The organism is Streptomyces sp. 1222.5, assembly GCF_900105245.1.
GTDB classification, from domain to species: domain Bacteria; phylum Actinomycetota; class Actinomycetes; order Streptomycetales; family Streptomycetaceae; genus Streptomyces; species Streptomyces albidocamelliae.
In genome coordinates this window covers 7,570,981-7,589,594 of sequence record NZ_FNSZ01000001.1, presented here as the reverse complement: position 1 = coordinate 7,589,594, position 18,614 = coordinate 7,570,981, and the positions used below count along the sequence as shown (strand labels likewise).

General features: G+C 72.5%; 2 protein-coding genes. Both read right to left on the bottom strand.

The genetic code is table 11. The features are described 5' to 3' along the window. Positions 1 to 168 precede the first annotated feature (168 nt). Positions 169 to 10,425 carry a non-ribosomal peptide synthetase gene (locus BLW57_RS34320; RefSeq protein WP_093479596.1) on the bottom strand — a complete coding sequence of 3,419 codons (10,257 nt, stop codon included), beginning with the start codon at positions 10,423 to 10,425 and terminating at the stop codon, positions 169 to 171. Beyond that, complete coding sequence (locus BLW57_RS34315) at positions 10,422 to 18,578, bottom strand: non-ribosomal peptide synthetase (protein WP_093479595.1); 8,157 nt, start codon at positions 18,576 to 18,578, stop codon at positions 10,422 to 10,424. The genes BLW57_RS34320 and BLW57_RS34315 overlap by 4 nt, the downstream gene beginning before the upstream one ends. Positions 18,579 to 18,614 lie beyond the last annotated feature (36 nt).

Here is an 18,614-nt window from a genome sequence, read left to right as displayed (position 1 = left end):
GGCAGTATGCGGGCAGTTCGGCGTCGAGGGGACGGAAGCGGGAGACGGACGAGCGGGCCGGTCGGCCCGAACACCCTTGTGCGCGGCCGTTGTCGGGGCGGGTGCGGGCATGCGGCGGGGCCCGTACGGACCGGAGTCGGCCGTACGGGCCCCTGTGGGTGCGGTGCGTCAGATGCGGGCCGGCCGCAGCCGGCGGGCGAGCACCTCCCCGATCGTCCGCAGCGGCTCCGCCTCGGTCATCCGGGCGTGCTCGCAGTCGACGGCGAACTCCTCGACCCGGCCCGTCACGTACGGCGCCCAGGCCGCCGCGCCGGACTGTGCCGCGGGTGTGCCCGTCGCGTCGAAGAACAGCGCGTCGCCGCCGTACCGGACGTCCGGCACGTACCGGTAGCGCATGCGCAGGTTGTCGAGGGTGGCCGCCACCACGGCCGCCGCCTGGGCGTGGTCCAGACCGGCGAGCACCGGGTCCGACCGCCTTAGGGCCTCGGCGAGTTCGGCGACGTCCGGGGCGGCGTCCGCGCAGCGCACCGGCACGGTTTCGCCCCGGCTGCCGAGCAGGGCGGTCAGCACATGTCTGCCGTCGATCTCGGGTGCCCGGAACCCGTCGGGCAGCGGGTAGGAGTCGAGGAGGGCCAGCAGGGCCACCTCTTCGCCGGCCGCTTCCAGCCGGGCGGCGACGGCGTGCGCGACGAGTCCGCCGAAGGACCATCCGAGGAGGTGGTACGGGCCGTGCGGCTGGGCCTCCCGGATCTCCGCCAGGTAGTCGTCCGCCATCTCCTCGATGGAGTCCGGCGCTCCCTCGGTACCGCCGAGCCGGCGGGCCTGGAGGGCGATGACCGGCCGGCCGGCGCCGAGGTGCGGCAGCAGTCCGGCGTAGCCCCAGCTCACTCCGGACACGGCGTGGAAGCAGAAGAGGGGTGCCTCGCCCGCGTCGCGTCCCTTCGCCGCCCTGATGGGCAGCACGGTGTCGAGGGGGTTGCCCCCGCTGCCCGCCGCGATGTGCTCGGCGAGCAGGGCCGGTGTGGGGCTCTGGAACAGGTCCCGGATGGTGATCCGGGTGTCCCAGACGGTGCGGATGCGGCTGATCAGGCGGGTGGCGAGGAGGGAGTGTCCGCCGCGGTGGAAGAAGTGGTCGTCGATGGTGACGCAGGGCAGTGCGAGGGTGTCGGCGAAGAGGCTGCACAGGATCTCTTCGGCCGGGTTGCGCGGGGCACGGCCCTCGGACACGGCGGTCACATCGGGTGCGGGCAGGGCACGGCGGTCGAGCTTGCCGTTGACCGTCCGAGGAAGCTCCTCCAGGACCACGACGGCCGAGGGGACCATGTACTCGGGCAGCCGGGCCGCGGTGTGCCGCACCAGAGCAGCGCTGTCGGCACCGGCACCGACGACATAGGCGACCAGGCGTTTGTCGCCGGGGCGGTCCTCGCGGACCACGGCCGCCGCCTGCTGCACCTGCGGATGCGAGGCCAACGCCGCCTCGATCTCCCCCGGTTCGATACGGAAGCCACGCAGCTTGATCTGCTCGTCGCCCCGCCCGAGGTACTCCAGCGCACCCTGCTTGTTCCAACGCGCCAGGTCACCCGTGCGGTACATCCGCGAGCCGGCCGGACCGTACGGGTCGGCCACGAAACGCTCCGCACTCAGACCCGGCTGACCGATATAACCGTGGGCCAGACCATGACCCGACACATACAACTCACCCGGAACACCCGGCGGCACCAACTCCAGGTTGGTGTCGAGGACATAGGCGTGCTTGCCGAACAACGGGCCACCGACCGGAATACTCGCCGCACCCTCCGCCAACCCGGGCTCGATGGTGAACGTCGTGGTGAAGCCCATGCTCTCCGCAGGCCCGTACCCGTTCAGCAGACGCAGACCGGGGAAGTGGGCGAGTGCCTTGGCCGTGTGGGACGGGGACGCGGCCTCGCCGGCCGTCATGGCCTCCGTGATCCGGCCGAAGACGGCGGGGTGTTCGTCCAGCATGTGGTTGAACAGGCTCGCCGACATCTGGAGCGTCGTCACCTCATGACGCTCGACCAGCTCGGCGATCTGATGCGGATCGGTGTGCTGACCGGGCTGGAGAACGCAGACGCCGCCGTGGAGCAGTGGTCCGAACACCTCCAGCGCGAACGCGTCCCACGACACCGGAGAGCACTGCAGGAACGTCTGCTGCGGACCGAAGGCCAGATAGTCCGGGCCCACGAAAGTCGCCGCCAGCGCCCGGTGCGAAGCCGCCACCCCCTTCGGCACACCCGTCGAACCCGACGTGAACATCACACACGCCACCGACTCCGGCGACCCACCCGTCTCCACCGCCGCACCCGAGACCGCACTGATCTCCACCACCTCGCGCGTCAGATCGATGACGAGCGACGGCCCCGTGCGCAGGTCGGCCAGATGCGTCTGCGTGATCACCGCTACCGCTCCGACCTGCTCCAGCACCTTGTTCAGGCGTTCCTGGGGGAACTGCGGGTCCAGCATGGTGTAGCCGGCACCCGCCTTCAGCACCGCCAGCATGGCGGCCACCATGTGCGCAGAACGCTCCACGTGCACACCCACCAGATCACCCGGCCGCACACCCCGACCCGACAGATACCGGGCCAGACGGTTCGACCAGACGTCCAGCTCCTCGTACGTCACCTCCTGGTCCTCATGGATCAGGGCTGCCGACTGTGGCGATCGTGCCGCCTGCCGCGTGAACAGGCCGTCGAGGCCGAGTTCCGGGGCCCGCGTGCGCGGCCCGGACCAGGAGTCCAGCAACTGCCGCTCCTCGGGGGCGAGCAGCGGGATCGAGCCCACGGCGGTGTCGGGGTCCGCCGCGGCCGACTCCAGCAGGAGCAGGGTACGCTCCAGCAGGAGTCCGACCGTCCTCGGCTCGTACAGGTCGGTGGCGTACTCGACGGTGATGTCCAGCCCGTCCGGGCTGCCGTCGGAGGCACGCCGCTCACCGAACGCGAAGGTCAGGTCGAACTTCGCGATGCTCAGCTCCGGGTCGAGGAAGGCCGCTTCGAGGCCTGCCAGGTCCGGGACGTCGACGGCGGTGTCGCCGACGGTGAGCATGACCTGGAACAGCGGATGCCGGGACGCCGAACGCTCGGGGTTGAGCACCTCGACGAGCCGGTCGAACGGAAGGTCCTGATGGGCCCACGCGGCAAGATCCGTTTCCCGCACCCGGCCCAACAACTCACGGAAGGTGGGATCACCACCCACATCCGTCCGCAGAACCAACGTGTTGACGAAGAAACCCACGAGATCGTCGAGAGCCTCGTCCGTACGGCCCGCGACCGGCGAACCGATCGGGACATCCACACCGGCACCACACCGCGCCAGCACAGTGGCGACGGCGGCCTGGGCGACCATGAACAGGGTGGTTCCGGTCTCGCGCGCCAGCCCGGTCAGGGCGGCGTGCGTGGACGCGGGGGCGGTCACCTTGTGGGTGGCCCCGCGGTAGGAGGCGACGGCGGGCCGCGGCCGGTCCGCCGGCAGCGTCGCCTCCTCGGGCAGCTCGGCCAACTCCGCGGTCCAGAATTCGAGTTGGCGCTCCTCTTCGGTGGCGAGGAGGCTCCGCTGCCACAGGCTGTAGTCGGCGTACTGCACCGGCAGCGGCGCCCATTCGGGGGCCGCGTCCCGCGAGCGTGCCGCGTACGCCGTGGCGAGGTCCCGCAGGAGCGGGCCGTTCGACCAGCCGTCGGAGGCGATGTGGTGCATCACCACCAGGAGCACATGCTCCTCGGGGGACAGCGCCAGCAGATCCGCGCGGATGGGCAGATCGGCGGCGAGGTCGAAGGTGACGCCGGCCAGCCGGGCCAGCGCCTGGTGCAGGGACTCCTCCGTCACCGGGGTCACCGGGAGCGCGAGGTCTCTCTCCGCGAGAGAGCGGACCGCCTGGTGAGGCGTGCCGGTCTCGGAGGGGAACGTGGTCCGCAGGGCTTCGTGCCGGCCGATCACGTCGACCAGCGCGCGGCGCAGTGCCGCGGTGTCGAGCGTGCCGGTGAGCCGGACGGCCAGCGGAATGTTGTACGTCGGGGACGGCCCCTCCAACTGGTCGAGGAACCAGAGCCGTTGCTGGGCGAAGGACAGCGGCGGACGCTCCGGCCGCTCCCCCGCCACCAGCGCCGGGCGCTCGTCCGCGCCGCCGCTGACCGCGATCAGCTCGGCCAGCCGTACGACCGTCGGGTACTGGAAGATCTCCCGCACCCCGAGTCGTACGCCGAAGGCCTCCCGGATCTTGGACGTCAGGCGGGTGGCGAGGAGGGAGTGTCCGCCGCGGTGGAAGAAGTGGTCGTCGATGGTGACGCAGGGCAGTGCGAGGGTGTCGGCGAAGAGGCTGCACAGGATCTCTTCGGCCGGGTTGCGCGGGGCACGGCCCTCGGACACGGCGGTCACATCGGGTGCGGGCAGGGCACGGCGGTCGAGCTTGCCGTTGACCGTCCGAGGAAGCTCCTCCAGGACCACGACGGCCGAGGGGACCATGTACTCGGGCAGCCGGGCCGCGGTGTGCCGCACCAGAGCAGCGCTGTCGGCACCGGCACCGACGACATAGGCGACCAGGCGTTTGTCGCCGGGGCGGTCCTCGCGGACCACGGCCGCCGCCTGCTGCACCTGCGGATGCGAGGCCAACGCCGCCTCGATCTCCCCCGGTTCGATACGGAAGCCACGCAGCTTGATCTGCTCGTCGCCCCGCCCGAGGTACTCCAGCGCACCCTGCTTGTTCCAACGCGCCAGGTCACCCGTGCGGTACATCCGCGAGCCGGCCGGACCGTACGGGTCGGCCACGAAACGCTCCGCACTCAGACCCGGCTGACCGATATAACCGTGGGCCAGGCCATGACCCGACACATACAACTCACCCGGAACACCCGGCGGCACCAACTCCAGGTTGGTGTCGAGGACATAGGCGTGCTTGCCGAACAACGGACCGCCGACCGGAATACTCGCCGCACCCTCCGCCAACCCGGGCTCGATGGTGAACGTCGTGGTGAAGCCCATGCTCTCCGCAGGCCCGTACCCGTTCAGCAGATGCAGTCGAGGGTGTGTCTCCAGGGCACGGGCGACATGTGCCGGCGAGGCCGCCTCCCCCGCCGTCATGACTTCCGTGATCCGGCCGAAGACGGCGGGGTGTTCGTCCAGCATGTGGTTGAACAGGCTCGCCGACATCTGGAGCGTCGTCACCTCATGACGCTCGACCAGCTCGGCGATCTGATGCGGGTCCGTGTGCTGCCCCGGCTGAAGCACGCACCGTCCGCCGTGCAGCAGCGGTCCGAACACCTCCAGCGCGAACGCGTCCCACGACACCGGAGAGCACTGCAGGAACGTCTGCTCCGGACCGAAGGCCAGATAGTCCGGGCCCACGAAAGTCGCCGCCAGCGCCCGGTGCGAAGCCGCCACCCCCTTCGGCACACCCGTCGAACCCGACGTGAACATCACACACGCCACCGACTCCGGCGACCCACCCGTCTCCACCCCCGCACCCGACACGGCACTGATCTCCGCCACCTCACGCGTCAGATCGACGCACACCGCGTCGGTCCGCAGCGCCGGCAGATGGGACTGGGTGAGGAGTGCGGCGGGCCGCACCTGTTCCAGTACGCCGTTGAGCCGTTCCTGGGGGAACTGCGGGTCCAGCATGGTGTAGCCGGCACCCGCCTTCAGCACCGCCAGCATGGCGGCCACCATGTGCGCAGAACGCTCCACGTGCACACCCACCAGATCACCCGGCCGCACACCCCGACCCGACAGATACCGGGCCAGACGGTTCGACCAGACGTCCAGCTCCTCGTACGTCACCTCCTGGTCCTCGAAAACCAGCGCCACGGCCTCCGGTGACCGCGCCGCCTGCCCGGTGAACAGCCCGTCCAGGCCGAGTCGCGGGGCCCGGGTGCGCGGCCCGGACCAGTGGGTGAGGCGTTCCTGCTCGTCCTCGGTGAGCAGGTCCAGGGTGGAGACGGGCAGGTCGGGGGTGGTCACGGCGGCGGTGAGCAGGCGCACCAGCCGGCCGGCGACGGATGCGGCGGTGTCGCGCTCGTACAGGTCGGTGGCGTACTCGACGGTGATGTCCAGCCCGTCCGGGCTGCCGTCGGAGGCACGCCGCTCACCGAACGCGAAGGTCAGGTCGAACTTCGCGACGCGGATCTCGGGGGCGACGAACCGCGCTGTCAGGCCGGTGAGTTCAGGTTCGCTCACCGTCGTGTCGCCGACGGTGAGCATCACCTGGAACAGCGGATGCCGGGACGCCGAACGCTCGGGGTTGAGCACCTCGACGAGCCGGTCGAACGGAAGGTCCTGATGGGCCCACGCGGCAAGATCCGTTTCCCGCACCCGGCCCAACAACTCACGGAAGGTGGGATCACCACCCACATCCGTCCGCAGAACCAACGTGTTGACGAAGAAACCCACGAGATCGTCGAGAGCCTCGTCCGTACGGCCCGCGACCGGCGAACCGATCGGGACATCCACACCGGCACCACACCGCGCCAGCACAGTGGCGACGGCGGCCTGGGCGACCATGAAGACAGTGGTTCCGGTCTCGCGCGCCAGCCCGGTCAGCGCGGCGTGCGTCGACGCCGGGCAGGACAGGGTCAGGGTCGCGCCCTGGTACGAGGCGACGGCGGGCCGCGGCCGGTCCGCAGGCAGCGTCGCCTCCTCCGGGAGGTCCGCCAGCGCCTCGCGCCAGAAGTCGAGTTGGGGGTGCTGCTCGTCCGCCAGCAGCCTCTGCTGCCAGAGGGTGTAGTCGGCGTACTGCACCGGCAGCGGCGCCCACTGCGGTGCGGCGCCCTCGGTGCGGGCCGCGTACGCCGTGGCGAGGTCGTTGAAGAAGGGCGCGTTCGACCAGCCGTCGGAGGCGATGTGATGGGTCACTACGACGAGTACGTGCTCCTCGGCCGACAACCGCAGCAGGGCCGCCCGCACCGGGAGTTCGGCCGCCAGGTCGAAGACCTTCGCGCTCTCCCCGGCGAGCAGTCCGGCCAGGGTGTCCTCGGTGGCCGGGACGACCGGCAGAGGCACGTCGACGCCGTCGGCGGGCAGGACGAGCTGGTACGCCTCGCCGTCCTCGACCCGGAAGACGGTGCGCAGGGCCTCGTGGCGTACGACGACGTCGGTGAGGGCGCGGCGCAGGGCGTCGGTGTCGACCCGGCCGGAGAGGCGGAGCGCCAGGGGGATGTTGTAGGTGGCGGACGGGCCCTCCATCTGGTCGAGGAACCAGAGCCGTTGCTGCGCGGAGGACAGCGGCAGTCGCTCGGGCCGCTCCCCCGCCACGAGTGCAGGGCGCCGCTGGTCGCCGCTGCTCGCCTGGATCAGTTCGGCGAGCTGGGCCACGGTGGGGTGCTGGAACATGTCGCGGACGGTGATCCGGACCCCGAAGGCGGTGCGGATGCGGCTGACGAGCCGGGTGGCGAGGAGGGAGTGCCCGCCGAGCCGCAGGAAGTGGTCGTCGATGGTGACCGAGGGGCGGCCGAGGACGTCGGCGAACAGCCCGCACAGCACCTCTTCCGCGGGGTCGCGCGGGGCGCGGCCGTCGCTGTCGGTGCTCAGGTCGGGTGCGGGCAGGGCCCGGCGGTCGAGCTTGCCGTTCCCGGTCAGGGGCAAGGTGTCGAGGACGACGAAGGCGGCCGGGACCATGTAGTCGGGCAGCGCCTCGCCGGCGTGGCGGCGCAGGGCGGCGAGGTCGACGGCGTCGCCGACGACGTAGGCGACCAGGCGTTTGTCGCCGGGCCGGTCCTCGCGGACGACCACGGCGGCCTGGGCGACCGGCTCGTGGGCGACCAGGGCCGACTCGATCTCGCCGGGCTCGATGCGGAAGCCGCGCAGCTTCACCTGCTGGTCGGCGCGGCCCAGGTATTCGATCTCGCCGTCCCGCGACCAGCGCACCAGGTCGCCCGTGCGGTACATGCGCGACCCGGCCGGACCGTACGGGTCGGCGACGAACCGCTCGGCGGTCTGGGCGGGGCGGCGCAGATAGCCGCGGGCCAGCCCGGCGCCCGCTATGTACAGCTCGCCCGGGACACCGCGGGCGACCAGGTTCAGGTGGTCGTCGAGGACGTGGAGACGGGTGTTGTCCAGCGGGCGGCCGATGGGCAGCGCGCCCGCGTAGTCGAACGGGCGGTGCAGCAGGTGCGAGGTGGCGAAGGTGGTCGTCTCCGTGGGGCCGTAGCCGTTGACGATCCGCAGGCCGGGGCAGACGTCCATGACCCGCCGCACCGCCTCGGGAGGCACCACGTCGCCGCCGGTCCACACCTCGCGCAGCCCGGCGAACGCGGCCGGGTCCTCCTCGGCGACCAGCCGGAACAGGCCGACCGTCAGCCACAGTCCGGTGACGGACTCCTCGGCGAGGACGGCGGCCAGGGCGGCCGTGTCCAGGACGCCGGCCGGTGCGACGGCCACGGTCCCGCCGGTCAGCCAGGGCACCCACAGCTCGAAGGTGGAGGCGTCGAAGGTGTGCGGGGAGTGGAAGAGGACACGGCGGTGCGCGGGCCCGGTCCAGCGGTGGTCGAGGGCGAGTTCGGCGACGTTGCGGTGGGTGACGGCGACACCCTTGGGCACGCCGGTCGAACCGGAGGTGAACATGACGTACAGCCACTGGTCCGGGTGGACGGGCACCTCGGGGGCGGTCGCCGGGTGTGCCTCCGTCTCGGCGTCGGCGGTGAGGTCGTCGACCAGCAGGACGCGGGTGTCACCGGCTTCCCCGACGATCTCGTGGTCGGCGAGGTGCGGGTCGACCAGCAGGAGCGGGGCGGCGGTGTCGGCGAGGATGCGGCTGAGGCGGGAGGCCGGGTCGACGGCGTTCAGGGGCGCGTAGACACCGCCCGCCTTGACGATGGCCAGCAGCGCGAGGACCAGGTCGGCGGAGCGTTCCATCAGCACGGCGACGACGGTCTCCGGGCCGACGCCGAGGCCGGCGAGGCGGTGCGCGAACCGGTTGGTCACGGCGTCGACCTCGGCGTACGTGTAGCCGCGGCCGGCGTGGGAGAGGGCGACGGCGTCCGGGGTGCGGGCGGCCTGCTCGGCGAAGAGGCCGGCGAGGGAGGCGTCCGGCACGGGGGTGGTGCGGCCGGTCCAGGTCTCCAGCAGCAGGGTGCGCTCGGCCGGGTCGAGCAGGTCGAGTCCGGACAGCGGGGTGTCGGGGTGGGTGGCGGCCTCGCCGAGCAGCCGGAGCAGCCGGCCGAGGAGCGCCTCGACGGTCTCGGGGTCGTACAGGTCGGTGGCGTACTCGGCGGTGATGTCGAGACCGGCGGGGCGGCCGTCGGGGGTGAGGTGTTCGTCGAAGCCGATCGTGAGGTCGAACTTGGCGGTGCGGGTGGCGGAGTACTCGGCCCGCGTCCGGAGCCCCGGGAAGTCGGCCCCCGGGTCGGTGGAGCCGGCCTGGACCAGGGTCAGCATGACCTGGAAGAGGGGGTGACGGGCGCCGCTGCGCTCGGGGTTGAGGACTTCCACGAGCCGGTCGAAGGGGAGGTCCTGGTGCGCCCAGGCGGCGAGGTCGGTCGCCCGCACGCGCTCCAGCAGCTCCCGGAACGTCGGGTCGCCGCTGACGTCGGTGCGCAGCACGAGGGTGTTGACGAAGAAGCCGACCAGGTCGTCGAGGGCTTCGTCGGTGCGGCCGGCGACCGGGGAGCCGACGGGGATGTCGGGTCCGGCGCCGGAGGCGGCGAGCACGGTCGCGAGGGCGGCCTGTGCGGCCATGAAGAGGGTGGCGCCGCTCTCCCGGGCCAGGTCGGCGAGGGCGGTGTGCGTCCCGGGCGGGCAGTGCACGGTGACGGTGTCGCCGCGGTAGGAGGCGACGGCCGGGCGCGGCCGGTCCGCGGGCAGCGTCGCCTCCTCCGGGAGATCGGCCAACTGCTGTTGCCAGTAGGTCAGTTGCCGGTTCATGAGGCTGTCCTCGTCGTCCGGCTCGCCGAGGACCTCCTGCTGCCAGAGGGTGTAGTCGGCGTACTGGATCTCCAGCGGCTCCTGGCCGGGCGCCCGGCCCTCCGTGCGGGCCCGGTAGGCGTGGGCGAGGTCGCGCAGCAGGGGGGCGATGGACCAGCCGTCGGAGGCGATGTGGTGCATGACGACGAGCAGGACGTGCTCCCGCTCGCCGAGCCGGATCAGCCGTGCCTGCAGGGGCAGCTCGGTGGCGAGGTCGAAGACGTGCGCCGACTCGGCGGCGAGGACGTCGGCGAGGGTGTCCTCGCCGGCCGTCAGGACGGGCAGGGCGGGCCGTGCGTCCTCGGCGGGCAGGATGTGCTGGTACGGGGTGCCCTCGCGTTCGGGGTAGACGGTGCGCAGGCTCTCGTGCCGGGCGACGACGTCCGCGAGGGCCGCCATCAGCGCCTCGGTGTCGAGATCGCCGGACAGACGCAGGGCCAGCGGGATGTTGTAGGTCGCCGAGGGGCCCTCCAGCTGGGCGAGGAACCACAGGCGCTGCTGGGCGTACGACAAGGGGATCACTGGGAGGCTCCCATCCGGCGCATCGGCCGCAGCTTGGGGCGCGCGCTCTCGGCGCGGTCGAGCCGCTCCGCCAGCCTGGCCACGTTCGGGTTCTCGAAGAGGGCGGGGACCGGGAGTTCGGCCCCGAGGACGGTGCGGATCCGGCTCACGAGCCGGGTGGCGAGCAGGGAGTGCCCGCCGAGGCGGAAGAAGTCGTCGTCGACGGAGACGGACGGCAGGCCGAGGACCTCGGCGAACAGGCCGCACAGGACTTCCTCGCGCGGGTTGCGCGGTGCCCGGCCGCCGCTGCCGGCCGAGGCCGGGGGTTGGGGCAGTGCGCGTTTGTCGATCTTGCCGTTGACGGTCAGCGGCAGGGCGTCCAGGGCCATGAAGGCGGCCGGGACCATGTAGTCGGGCAGACGCTCGCTCGCGTGGGCGTGCAGCGCGTCGAGGTCGACGGGGGTGTCCCCGTTGCCGACGACATAGGCGACGAGGCGTTTGTCGCCGGGCCGGTCCTCGCGGACGACGACCGCGGCCTGGGCGACCGAGGCGTGGGCGGCCAGGGCCGACTCGATCTCCCCGGGCTCGATGCGGAAGCCGCGCAGCTTCACCTGCTGGTCGGCGCGGCCCAGGTATTCGATCTCGCCGTCCCGCGACCAGCGCACCAGGTCGCCCGTGCGGTACATGCGCGACCCGGCCGGACCGTACGGGTCGGCGACGAACCGCTCGGCGGTGAGCGCCGGCCGGTCCAGGTAGCCCTGGGCGAGTCCGGTGCCGGCGATGTACAGCTCGCCGGGGACGCCCGGGGCGACCAGCTCCAGGTGCTCGTCGAGGACGTAGAGGCGAGTGTTGTCCAGCGGACGGCCGATGGGCAGCGCGCCCGCGTAGTCGAACGGGCGGTGCAGCAGGTGCGAGGTGGCGAAGGTGGTCGTCTCCGTGGGGCCGTAGCCGTTGACGACCTGGAGACCCGGGCAGACGTCCATGACCCGCCGCACCGCCTCGGGAGGCACCACGTCGCCGCCGGTCCACACCTCGCGCAGCCCGGCGAACGCGACCGGGTCCTCCTCGGCGACCAGCCGGAACAGGCCGACCGTCAGCCACAGTCCGGTGATGGACTCCTCGGTGAGGACGCGGGTGAGTGCGGCGGTGTCCAGCAGACCGGGCGGGGCGACCACCAGGGTCCCGCCGGACAGCAGCGGCACCCAGAGCTCGTAGGTCGTCGCGTCGAAGGCGAGCGGCGAGTGCAGCAGGACCCGGCGGTGGGCGCCGCCGGTGAAGCGGTTGTCCGCGGCCAGCTCGGTGACGTTCCGGTGGGTGACGGCGACGCCCTTCGGCACGCCCGTGGAGCCCGAGGTGAACATCACGTAGGCGAGCTGGTCGGGGTGGACGGCGACCTCGGGGGCCGTGTCGGGCGCGGAGCCGGCCGGGTCGGTCACGGACAGGGCGCGAGCCCCGCCGGGCAGTTCGAAGCCGGTCAGGTCGCGGTCGGTGAGGAAGACCTGCGCCCCGGACATCCGCACGACGAGGTCGATGCGGTCCTTCGGGTAGCGGGTGTCCAGCGGCACGTACACCGCGCCGGCCTTGACCACGGCAAGGATCGCGACGACCGCCTCCGGCGAGCGCTCCTGGAAGAGGGCCACCCGGGAGCCGGGCCGCACTCCCTCGGCGATCAGTCGGTTGGCCAGCCGGTTCGCGCGCCGGTCCAGTTCCGCGTACGTCAGCCGCTGTGTGCCGTGGGAGAGGGCCACGACGTCGGGGGTGCGGGCGGCCTGCTCGGCGAACAGCTGCGGCAGCGCCGCCGCGGGAGCGGTACGCGGGGTGCCGTGCCAGGTGTCGAGCAGCCGGGTGCGCTCGTCGTCGGCCAGGACGTCGAGGGCGCCGATCGGGACGTCGGGGGTCTCGGCCGCGGCCCCGAGCAGTCGCACCAGGCGTGCGGTGACGGCGGACACGGTCGCCGGGTCGTACAGGTCGGTGGCGTACTCGACGGTGATGCCGAGTCCGGCGGGGCCGCCGTCGGGGGCGCGGTGCTCGTGGAAGGTGAAGGTGAGGTCGAACTTGGCGATGTCGAGGGCGGTGAACTCCGACTCGGCGCGCAGACCAGGCAGTTCGGGCACCGGGTTGGCGGCGTCGGTGACCGAGAGCATGACCTGGAAGAGCGGGTGGCGGGCGGCGGACCGCTCGGGGTTGAGGTCCTCCACCAGCCGGTCGAACGGCACGTCCTGGTGGGCCCAGGCGGCCAGGTCGGTCTCCCGTACCCGGTCGAGGAGTTCGCGGAAGGTCGGGTTGCCGCTGACGTCGGTGCGCAGCACCAGGGTGTTGACGAAGAAGCCGACCAGGTCCTCCAGGGCCTCCTCGCCGCGGCCCGCGACCGGGGAGCCGATCGGGATGTCGCTGCCCGCGCCGGAGCGTGCCAGCAGGGCCGCGGTGGCCGCCTGCGCCACCATGAACAGGGTGGCGCCGCTCTCCCGGGCGAGTGCCGTGAGCGAGGCGTGCAGGCCGGCGGGGCAGCGCACGGTCAGGGAGGCGCCGCGGTAGGAGGCGGTGGCGGGCCGCGCCCGGTCGGCGGGCAGTGTCACCTCGTCGGGCAGCCCGGCCAGCACCCGCCGCCAGTGGTCGAGCTGCCGCTCCTCGTCCGCGGCGAGCAGGGCCCGCTGCCACAGCGCGTAGTCGGCGTACTGGACCGGCAGCGGCTCCCAGCCGGGTGCCGCGCCGGTGACCCGGGCGGTGTAGGCGGCCGCCAGGTCCCGCATGAAGGGCGTGTGGGACCAGCCGTCGGAGGCGATGTGGTGGGTGACGAGCAGCAGCACGTGCTCGTCGTCCGCGATCTGTACCAGGTCGGCGCGCACGGGCAGTTCGCGCGCCAGGTCGAAGGTGGTGGCGGACAGGTCGCGGAGCACCGCCGGCAGTGCCTCCCGGGTCGCCGGGATGAGCGCCAGCGTGGGCCGGGCGTCCTCGGCGGGCAGGATCTGCTGGTACGGGGTGCCCTGTTCGGCCGGGAAGACGGTGCGCAGCGCCTCGTGCCGGGCGACGACGTCCGCCAGGGCGAGGTGCAGCGCGTCGGCGTCGAGTGTCCCGGTGAGCCGTACGGCGACCGGGATGTTGTAGGTGGCGGAGGGGCCCTCCATCTGGTCGAGGAACCACAGCCGCCGCTGGGCCGCCGACAGCGGCACCCGCTCCGGCCGCTCGCCCGCCACCAGGGCCGGCCGCCGGTCCGTGTCGCCGGAGTCGGCGAGGAACACCGCGAGCCGGGCCACGGTGGGGTGGCGGAACATGTCCCGCACCGACACCTGGGCGCCGAGGGTGCGCCGGATCCGGCTGACGAGGCGGGTGGCGAGCAGGGAGTGGCCGCCGAGGCGGAAGAAGTCGTCGTCGATGGAGACCGCGGGGAGGCCGAGCGCGTCGGCGAACAGTCCGCACAGGACCTCTTCGACGGGGGTGCGTCCCTGCCGGCCACCGGGCCCGGTGCCGAGCCTCGGTTCGGGCAGCGCGCGCCGGTCGAGCTTGCCGTTGGCGGTCAGCGGGAGCAGGTCCAGCTCCACGAAGGCGGCCGGGACCATGTACTCGGGCAGGGCGGCGCCGGCGTGCCGGTGGAGGGCGTCGGTGTCGACGCGGGCGTCACCGGCGGCCACCAGGTAGGCGACGAGGCGTTTGTCGCCGGGGCGGTCCTCGCGGACGATCACCGCGGCCTGGGACACCGCGGGGTGGGCGACCAACGCGGTCTCGATCTCACCGAGTTCGATGCGGAAGCCGCGCAGCTTCACCTGCTGGTCGGCGCGCCCCTCGAAGACCACCTCGCCGTGCTCGTTCCACCGCGCCAGGTCGCCGGTGCGGTACATGCGCTCACCGGAAGGACCGAACGGATCTGCGACGAACCGCTCCGACGACAGCGCAGCACGACCGACATACCCCCACGCCAGATGACTGCCGGCCACGTACAGCTCGCCCACCACACCCGGCACCACCGGACGCAGCCCCTCGTCCAGCACATACATCCGGGTGTTCGCCATCGGAACACCCAGATGCAGCCGCTCCACCGACCGCTGCCCCGGACCGAACACCTGATAGCTGCAGAACACCGTCGACTCCGTCGGACCGTACGCGTGCACCACCGTCGTGTCCGGGCACTCGTCCAGCACCCGCTGCAACGCCGGCGACGACAGCACGTCCCCGCCCGTCCAGATCTCCCGCAGCCCCGCCAGCGCACCCACCGCCTCCGACGCCATCGCGTCGAACAACGCCGTCGTGAAATAGGCGGCGGTGATGCCGTGGCGGGTCAGGGCGTCGCCGAGTTCGGCCACGTCGACCTTGGTCACCGGCAGGATCACCGCGGTGCCGCCGCTGAGCAGCGGGACCCACAGCTCGTACGTCGAGGAGTCGAACGCCAGTGGCGAGTACGCCAGCACCCGCGCATGCCGGCCCTCCGCACCCCACCACGGGTCCAGCGCCAGCTCCACCACATTGCGGTGCGTGTTCGCCACGCCCTTCGGCGTCCCACTCGACCCCGACGTGTACATCACGTAGGCCAACTGGTCCGGATGTACCGGGACCTGCACGGCTTCGGCGTTCTCGTCCGGCAGGCTCCGCACGTCGGGCGGCGGAAGCAGGGTGAGCCCCTCGGCCGGGGCGGCGTCCCGGTCGGTGACCACGAGCGCGGCGCGGGTGTCGGCCAGGATGAACGCCAGGCGCTCCGCGGGCTGGCGTGCGTCCAGGGGAACGTAGACGCCGCCCGCCTTGAGGATGCCGAGGACCGCGACGACGTACTCCGTCGAACGGTCGAGGAAGAGGCCCACGGCGGCGCCGGGGACGACACCGCGGCCGGCCAGCCGGCGGGCGAACGCGTCGGAGGCGCGGTCGAGTTCGCGGTACGACAGTTCACGGTCGCCGCACACCAGCGCCACCGCGTCCGGCGTGCGCACGGCCTGCGCGGCGAACAGCTCGTGCAGCGCACCCTCCGGCAGGGCGGCGGCGGTGTCGTTGTAGTCGTCGAGCAGGGCACGGCGCTGGGCCGTGGTGAGCAGTTCGATGTCGGCAACCCTGACGTCCGGGTCGGCGATCACGGCGTCCAGGACCCGCGTCAGCCGGTCGGCGGCCGTCTCGATGGTGGCGGGGTCGTACAGGTCGGTGGCGTACTCGAGGACGATGTCCAGGCCGTTCGGATGGCCGGCGCGGTCGCGGTGCTCGTAGAAGTTGACCGTGAGGTCGAACTTGGCGATGCCCAGCTCGGGTTGACCGGTCTCGCTGCGGATGCCGGGCAGCGCGGGGGCGGGTTCGGCGGCCTCGGCCAGGGTGAGCATGACCTGGAAGAGGGGGTGGCGGGAGGCGGACCGCTCGGGGTTGAGCGCCTCGACGAGCCGGTCGAAGGGCAGGTCCTGGTGGGCCCAGGCGGCCAGGTCGGTCTCGCGGACCCGGTCGAGGAGTTCGCGGAAGGTGGGGTCACCGCCCGCGTCGGTGCGCAGGACCAGGGTGTTGACGAAGAACCCGACCAGGTCCTCCAGGGCCTCGTCGGTGCGGCCCGCGACGAGGGAGCCGACCGGGATGTCGGTTCCGGCGCCGGAGCGGGAGAGCAGGGCGACCGTGGCGGCCTGGACCACCATGAAGAGCGTGGCGCCGGATTCCCTGGCGAGGGCGGTGAGCGCCTGGTGGGTCTCGGTCGGGCAGTGCACGGTGTGGGTGGTGCCGCGGTAGGAGGCGACGGCGGGCCGGGGCCGGTCGGCGGGGAGGGTCGACTCGGCGGGCAGGGCGGCGAGCGCGGTACGCCAGTGGTCGAGCTGCGTCTCCGCGTGCTCGGCGAGCAGGTCCCGCTGCCACAGCGCGTAGTCGGCGTACTGGACCGGCAGCGGCTCCCAGCCCGGCTGGTCGCCCTCGGCGCGGGCCGCGTAGGCGGTGCCGAGGTCCCGCATCAGCGGGGTGTTGGACCAGCCGTCGGAGGCGATGTGGTGGACCACCAGGACGAGCACGCTCCGGGTCGGCTCGAGCTGGAACAGCGCGGCGTGGAGCGGCAGTTCGGTCGCCAGGTCGAAGAGGTGGGCGGCTTCCCCGGCGATCCGGTCGGTCAGGTCGTCCGCGGTGACGGAGGCGACGGTCAGCGGCACGCTCACCTCGTCGGGGTGGGCGATGTGCTGCCGGGGTTCGCCGTCGTGCACGGGGTAGCTGGTGCGCAGCACCTCGTGGCGGGCGATCACGTCGCCGAGGGCCTGCCGCAGCAGCTCGGGGTCGACGCTGCCGCTCAGCGTGACGGCGAGGGGGATGTTGTAGGTGGCGGAGGGGCCCTCCATCTGGTCGAGGAACCACAGCCGCCGCTGGGCGGCGGACAGCGGCAGGTGGTCGTCGGCGCGGGGGGCGACCGTGAGCTGGGGGCGCGGGGCCCGGCCCGCGCCGGTGGCGATGTGCTCGGCGAGGCGGGCGACGGTCGGGTACTGGAGGAAGTCCCGCAGGGACAGCTCGGTGGCCAGGGCGGTGCGTACACGGCCGACGAGCCGGGTGGCGAGCAGGGAGTGGCCGCCGAGGCGGAAGAAGTCGTCGTCGATGGAGACCGCGGGCACGCCGAGGATGTCGGCGAACAGTCCGCACAGCACCTCTTCGGCGGGGGTGCGCGGCGCCCGGCCCTCGGCGCCGCCGGCCTGCGGGGCGGGCAGGGCGCGGCGGTCGAGCTTGCCGTTGGCGGTCAGCGGCAGTTCGGGGAGGACGACGAAGGCGGAGGGCACCATGTACTCGGTGAGGCGCTCGGCGCAGTGGTCGTGCAGGGTGTCGGCGTGGGCCTCCCCGACGACGTAGGCGACGAGGCGTTTGTCGCCGGGGCGGTCCTCGCGGACGATCACCGCGGCCTGGGACACCGCGGGGTGGGCGACCAACGCGGTCTCGATCTCACCGAGTTCGATGCGGAAGCCGCGCAGCTTCACCTGCTGGTCGGCGCGGCCCTCGAAGACGACCTCGCCGTGCTCGTTCCACCGCGCCAGGTCGCCGGTGCGGTACATGCGCTCACCGGAAGGACCGAACGGATCGGCGACGAACCGCTCCGACGACAACCCCGGCCGCCCCACGTACCCCCACGCCAGATGACTGCCGGCCACGTACAGCTCGCCCACCACACCCGGCACCACCGGACGCAGCCTCTCGTCCAGCACATACATCCGGGTGTTCGCCATCGGAACACCCAGATGCAGCCGCTCCACCGACCGCTGCCCCGGACCGAACACCTGATAGCTGCAGAACACCGTCGACTCCGTCGGACCGTACGCGTGCACCACCGTCGTGTCCGGGCACTCGTCCAGTACCCGCTGCAACGCCGGCGCCGACAGCACGTCCCCGCCCGTCCAGATCTCCCGCAGCCCCGCCAGCGCACCCACCGCCTCCGACGCCATCGCGTCGAACAACGCCGTCGTGAAGTACATGGCCGTGGCGCGGTGTTCGGTGATCGCCGAGGCCAGCTCGGCGATGTCCAGCTTCGGTGCGGGCAGCACGATCGCGGTGCCGCCGCTGAGCAGCGGGACCCACAGCTCGTACGTCGAGGAGTCGAACGCCAATGGCGAGTACGCCAGCACCCGCGCATGCCGGCCCTCCGCACCCCACCACGGGTCCAGCGCCAGCTCCACCACATTGCGGTGCGTGTTCGCCACACCCTTCGGCGTCCCACTCGACCCCGACGTGTACATCACGTACGCCAACTGGTCCGGATGGACCGCTACTTCTAGGGGTGGGGCCTGCTCCGCCGGCGCGATGACGTCGTCGGTGATGCGCAGGACGGGCACGGTGCCCGCGAAGGCGGTGGCCTGCTCGTCACGGTCGGTGAGGAGGAGGACGGCGCCGGTGTCGGCGAGGATGAACGCCCGCCGCTCCTCGGGCTGACGCGGGTCGAGGGGGATGTAGGCGCCGCCCGTCTTGAGGACGGCGAGGACGGCGACGACATAGGCGAGGGAGCGGTCCTGGAACAGGCCGACGCTGTCGCCGGGGCGCACGCCCCGTGCCAGGAGGCGGTGGGCCAGGACGGCGGCGGCCGTGTCCAGTTCGCGGTACGACAGTTCACGGTCGCCGCACACCAGCGCCACCGCGTCCGGCGTGCGCACGGCCTGCGCGGCGAACAGCTCGTGCAGCGCACCCTCCGGCAGCCGCACGGCGGTGCTGTTGTACGCGTCGATGTCGACGGCAGTGGCCTGGGCGGAGTGCTGGTGAGACATCTTCTCGACACCATTCTCGAAAGTTCGGGGCCTGCA